At 68.9% G+C, this 5,819-nt stretch carries 6 protein-coding genes; 5 read left to right on the top strand and 1 reads right to left on the bottom strand.

The annotated features are described in order from the left end of the window. Positions 1-599: phytoene desaturase family protein (locus tag AC2VOK_RS04800; RefSeq protein WP_428899469.1), on the top strand; the 599-nt coding region annotated here is incomplete at its 5' end. Positions 600-713: 114 nt separating this feature from the next. Beyond that, entirely contained in the window at positions 714-1,538 is an 825-nt protein-coding gene (locus AC2VOK_RS04795) for a L,D-transpeptidase (protein WP_428899468.1), read from the top strand. Positions 1,539-1,634: 96 nt separating this feature from the next. Here AC2VOK_RS04795 and AC2VOK_RS04790 read toward each other — a convergent pair whose 3' ends face one another. Then, a complete protein-coding gene (locus tag AC2VOK_RS04790; protein ID WP_428899467.1) occupies positions 1,635-2,189 on the bottom strand; it encodes a hypothetical protein in 555 nt (184 codons plus the stop codon). A 576-nt stretch (positions 2,190-2,765) separates the two neighbouring features. On the opposite strand from AC2VOK_RS04790, the gene gap reads away from it, so the two are divergent. From gap to tpiA, 3 genes are all read left to right on the top strand, one after another. Further along, a complete protein-coding gene (gene gap / locus AC2VOK_RS04785; protein ID WP_428899466.1) occupies positions 2,766-3,812 on the top strand; it encodes a type I glyceraldehyde-3-phosphate dehydrogenase in 1,047 nt (348 codons plus the stop codon). Between the two features lie 4 nt (positions 3,813-3,816). Then, positions 3,817-5,067 (top strand): phosphoglycerate kinase, encoded by a 1,251-nt coding sequence (locus tag AC2VOK_RS04780; protein ID WP_428899465.1) that lies wholly within the window; start codon positions 3,817-3,819, stop codon positions 5,065-5,067. Next, positions 5,064-5,819 (top strand): triose-phosphate isomerase (gene tpiA, locus AC2VOK_RS04775; protein WP_428899464.1); only part of this gene is annotated, 756 nt, incomplete at its 3' end. The genes AC2VOK_RS04780 and tpiA, both read left to right, overlap by 4 nt.

The raw sequence follows: 5,819 nt of genomic DNA, 5'->3' as shown, positions 1-5,819 counted from the left end.
AGGGCTCCTCGGCGTTCAAGGTCGACTTCGTCGTCGAGGGCGACATTCCCTGGGCCAACCCCGACTGCGGGCGCGCCGGCACCGTCCACCTCGGCGGCTCGTTCGCCGAGATCGCCGACACCGAACGTGAACGTGCGCAGGGCATCATGCCGCGGCGGCCGTTCGTGCTCCTCGGGCAGCAGTACCTGGCCGACCCAACCCGCTCGGCAGGCAACCTCAACCCGGTGTGGGCCTACGCCCACGTGCCCTTCGGCTACACCGGTGACGCCACCGCCGCCGTGGTCGGCCAGATCGAGCGCTTCGCCCCGGGATTTCGCGACCGCGTCGTCGCCACCGTCAGCAAGGGCACCGCCGACCTGGCGGCCTACAACCCGAACTTCGTCGGCGGGGACATCATCGGCGGCGCCAACGACGGGCTGCAGGTCCTGTTCCGCCCGCGGATCGCGGTCAACCCCTATGCGACCGGCGTACCGGGGGTGTATCTGTGTTCGCAGTCCACGCCGCCTGGCGCCGGTGTCCACGGATTGTGTGGCTACCACGCCGCCGCCGCGGCGTTGCGCTGGGTGCGCAGGCGGCGCCGAGTCACGCGTCGCAGCTGAAACGTGACACAGGCTTGATCGAATCGCTCACGCGCCCTCGCGCTGCACGCCTGACCGCACCCCTACCATCACTCTTACAACTACAACCATGTCATTTATCAGGGAATTGGAGCCATGCGGGCGGTTTTTCGGGGTTTTTTCACCGTCATCGGGGTCGCTGCGAGTGTGCTTGCGGGGCCGGCCGGCGTCAGCCTGGCGGCGGCCAGCCAGCCGGACCGGTTCGCGATCGCGTCGATTCTGCCGACGCGGGGCGAGACGGTGGGTGTCGCGCACCCCGTCGTGGTGACGTTCCGGGCGCCCGTCATCAATCCAGCCGCCCGCCACGCGGCCGAGCGCGCCGTCGACGTCACCTCGTCGCCCGCGCGGACCGGCAGGTTCGAATGGCTCGACAACAACGTCGTGCAGTGGGTTCCCAGCCGCTACTGGCCGGCGCACAGCGCGGTGGCCCTGTCCGTGGGCGGGCGGCACGGCATTTCCCTGGACTTCAAAACCGGTCCCGCAGTCGTGGGCGTCGCGAGCATCTCGGACCACACCTTCACCGTGAGTATCGACGGCGCCGAGGCCGAACCGCCGCCTCCGCTGCCGGCGCCGCACCACCGGCCCCACTGGGGGCAAGACGGCGTGCTGCCGGCGTCGATGGGTAGGCCGGAGTTTTCGACGCCCACCGGCTCCTACACCGTGCTGTCCAAGCAACGCTCGATACTGATGGACTCGAGCAGCGTCGGTATCCCCGTCGACGATCCCGACGGTTACCGCATCCCGGTGGACTACGCCGTCCGTATCACCAGCCGCGGTCTTTTCGTGCATTCGGCCCCGTGGGCCATCGACTCCCTCGGGCTCGAGAATGTCAGCCACGGCTGCATCAGCCTCAGCCCGGCCGACGCGGAGTGGTACTACAACACGGTCAACGTCGGCGACCCCGTGATCGTGCGGGAATAGCAGCACCCGAACTCGTCGGCGTCCAGCCGCACACAACGGACCCGCTGGTCGTTCGACCAGCGGGTCCGTTGTGCGTGTGTCGGAGGCGGATCGGCCTCAGCCGCCGGAAGGACCGGGCTGGGCAGGCTGACCGGGAACCGGGCCGCCGGTCGGCGCCGGACCGGTCGGCGCATCCTTGGCTCCGGCCATGTCGATGATCGGGGCGGCCGCCACGCCGTCCACGGGAGCACCGGCCAGCACCGGCCCGAGCGCGATCAGCGGGGCACCGGCCGGCACCACCGGCAGCGGCGGTAGCGGGGCACCCAGCGGCACCGGCGGTATCGGCGGCCCGAGCGCGATCAGCGGGGCGCCCACCGGAACCACCGGCCCGGGCGCGATCACCGGAACGCCGGCCATGTCGGTGAGCGGAGCGCTGGGCGCGCACACGTTTCCCCCCGCCGCCGCGCCGGTCGCACCTGCGCCTGCGGCGACGGGCGCGCCGTCCCCGGCCGCCGCGGCGGCATCACCGGCCTGATCCTGGACGCACGCGTAGCCGCCGGTTTTCAGCGGGGCGGCTGCCGCTTCCGGGCTCAACGCCAGAGCAGCACCGCACAATCCCGCACCGGCAACTACTTTGATGTTGAATCGATCAAAGACCGTCATCAACGTCAACTCCTTTTGTGAGCGCTCAGTATTTCGCAATCAAGTGGTGCAGCAGAACCGCATTATTCGTACCCCAGAGGTGGCTCGCCGACCGACATGATTATCTGCAGCAGACACGCGACACGTCCCGCGCCGCACCGCGCCGTTTCCAAATGGTGACGTTGCCGGTGCCGGCCGACTGAAAGCCTGCTGGCACAGCGGAAAAGAGTGGTGCGAGCCGGTGGGCGGTACCGGGCGGTCCCCGCGGCCGAGTCAACTCCGATCCGTCGCGGGCGAATCCTGGCCCGCTCGCCCGCAATTTTCCGGTAGCCGACGACGACCTGTATGAAACCGATGCAGAAAGGTCGTCATTCGTTTATCGCGGGCATTGTGAAAACTGGTATGAGGCTGCGTCGTTGTCCCTGCGGAGGCAAATTCGGAAAGGATCACGCGGTGTTTTTCGGGCCGCGAGGGGCGCTGTGCCCGCGTCGCGACCGACCGCGGCGGCGCTCGGGCACTTCTACCGGCGGGGCGGCGGCGCGTGTCGCTGTTCTAGGCTGACCGCACAGCGCTCATCAGCGGACATAGGCAGACAGGGAGAGAATTGTGACGGTCCGAGTAGGCATCAACGGCTTCGGTCGAATCGGGCGCAACTTCTACCGGGCTTTGCTGGCGCAGCAGGCGCAGGGCCTGGACAGTTCGGGCGCGACCAGTTCGGGGTCGGACATGGAAGTGGTCGCCGTCAACGACATCACCGACAACCACACGCTGGCGCACCTGCTCAAGTTCGACTCGATCCTGGGCCGGCTGCCCTACGAGGTCGGCCTCGAGGGCGAGGACACCATCGTCGTGGGCGACCGCAGGATCAAGGCGCTCGAGGTCCGGGAGGGCCCGGCCGCGCTGCCGTGGAGCGATCTCGGCGTCGACGTCGTCGTCGAATCCACCGGTCTGTTCACCAACGCGGCCAAGGCGAAGGGTCACCTGGACGCCGGCGCGAAGAAGGTCATCATCTCCGCGCCCGCCACCGACCCCGACATCACGATCGTGCTCGGCGTCAACGACGACAAGTACGACGGCAGCCAGAACATCATCTCCAACGCGTCGTGCACCACGAACTGCCTTGCGCCGCTGGCCAAGGTGCTCAACGACGAGTTCGGCATCGTCCGCGGACTGATGACCACGATCCACGCCTACACCCAGGACCAGAACCTGCAGGACGGGCCGCACAAGGACCTGCGCCGGGCCCGCGCCGCCGCGCTGAACATCGTGCCGACGTCCACCGGCGCGGCCAAGGCCATCGGCCTGGTGATGCCCGAACTGAAGGGCAAGCTGGACGGCTACGCGCTGCGGGTGCCGATCCCGACGGGCTCGGTGACCGACCTGACCGCCGAGCTGTCCAAGCCGGCCGGCGCCGAGGAAATCAACGCGGCGTTCAAAGCCGCCGCAGACGGCAGGCTCAAGGGCATCCTGAAGTACTACGACGCGCCCATCGTCTCCAGCGACATCGTCACCGACCCGCACAGCTCGATCTTCGACTCCGGGTTGACCAAGGTGATCGACAACCAGGCCAAGGTGGTGTCGTGGTACGACAACGAGTGGGGCTACTCCAACCGCCTCATCGACCTGATCGCCCTGGTCGGCAGGTCGCTGTAGACCCGTGACCGTCCATGCTCTGAAAGACCTTCTTGCCGAGGGAGTTTCGGGTCGCGGCGTGCTGGTGCGCTCGGATCTGAACGTGCCGCTCGACGACGGTGGCTCGATCACCGACCCCGGCCGCGTCACCGCGTCGGTGCCGACGCTGCAGGCGCTGCTCGACGCCGGCGCCAAGGTGGTGGTCACCGCGCACCTGGGCCGGCCCAAGGGCGTTCCGGACCCGAAGCTGTCGCTGGCGCCGGTCGCCGCGGCGCTGGGGGAGCAGCTGGGCCGGCACGTGCAGCTGGCCGCCGATGTCGTCGGCGCCGACGCGCTGGCCCGCGCCGAAGGCCTCACCGACGGCGACGTCCTGCTGCTGGAGAACGTCCGCTTCGACCCGCGCGAAACCAGCAAGGACGACGGCGAGCGCCTCGCGCTGGCCCGGGCGCTCGCCGAACTGGTCGGGCCGACAGGGGCTTTCGTCTCCGACGGCTTCGGGGTGGTGCACCGCAAGCAGGCGTCGGTGTACGACGTGGCCGCCTTGCTGCCGCACTACGCCGGCACGCTGGTGGCCGAGGAGATCCGGGTGCTGGAGCAGTTGACCACGTCCACCGCCCGGCCCTACGCCGTGGTGCTCGGCGGGTCCAAGGTGTCCGACAAGCTCGGTGTCATCGAGTCGCTGGCCACCAAGGCCGACAGCATCGTCATCGGCGGCGGCATGTGTTTCACTTTCCTGGCTGCACAAGGATTTTCGGTAGGAAAATCCATGCTGGAGACCGACATGGTGGACACCTGTCGCCGGCTGCTGGAGACCTACGTCGACGTGCTGCGGCTGCCGGTGGACATTGTGGTGGGCGAGAAATTCGGCGCCGAGGCAACCCCGCGGACCGTTGCCGCCGACGCCATCGGAGACGACGCGATGGGGCTGGACATCGGGCCGGGCTCGGTCAAACGGTTCGCGACGTTGCTGTCCAACGCCGGCACCGTCTTCTGGAACGGCCCGATGGGCGTGTTCGAGTTCCCGGCGTTCGCCGCGGGCACCAGGGGCGTCGCCGAGGCGATCGCGGCGGCGACCGCCAAGGGTGCGTTCAGCGTCGTCGGTGGCGGCGACTCCGCGGCCGCGGTGCGCGCCCTGGGCATCCCGGAGGATGACTTCTCGCACATCTCCACCGGCGGCGGCGCCTCGCTGGAATACCTGGAGGGCAAGACGTTGCCGGGCATCGAGGTGCTGGGCAGGCCCCAGCCCGGCGAAACCGAGGGAGCAGCAGAAGCATGAGCCGCAAGCCACTGATCGCGGGCAACTGGAAGATGAACCTCAACCACTTCGAGGCCATCGCGCTGGTCCAAAAGATCGCGTTCGCGCTGCCGGACAAGTACTACGACAAGGTCGACGTCACGGTCATCCCGCCGTTCACCGACCTGCGCAGCGTGCAGACCCTGGTCGACGGCGACAAGCTGCGGCTGACCTACGGGGCCCAGGACCTGTCCCCGCACGAAGCGGGCGCCTACACCGGAGAGGTGAGCGGCGCCTTCCTGGCCAAGCTGGGCTGCACCTTCGTCGTCGTCGGGCATTCCGAGCGGCGCACCTACCACCACGAGGACGACGCGCTGGTGGCCGCCAAGACCGCCGCGGCGCTCAAACACGAGCTGACCCCGATCGTGTGTATCGGCGAGCACCTCGAGGTCCGCGAGGCGGGAAACCACGTCGCCCACAACGTCGAGCAACTGCGCGGTTCGCTGGCCGGGCTGTCGGCCGAGCAGATCGGCAAGGTCGTCATCGCCTACGAGCCGGTGTGGGCGATCGGCACCGGTCGGGTGGCCAGCGCCGCCGACGCACAGGAAGTGTGCGCCGCGATCCGCGCGGAGCTGAGCTCCCTGGCGTCGCCGCAGATCGCCGCAGGCGTCCGGGTCCTCTACGGCGGCTCGGTGAGCGCCAAGAACGTCGGCGAACTCGTCGCCCGGGACGACATCGACGGCGGCCTGGTCGGTGGGGCGTCGCTGGACGGGGAGCAGTTCGCGACGCTGGCG

It is taken from the genome of Mycobacterium sp. TH-M116 (genome assembly GCF_057473685.1).
Note: the sequence above shows the minus strand (reverse complement) of the source record. Positions and strands in the feature narration are given on the sequence as shown.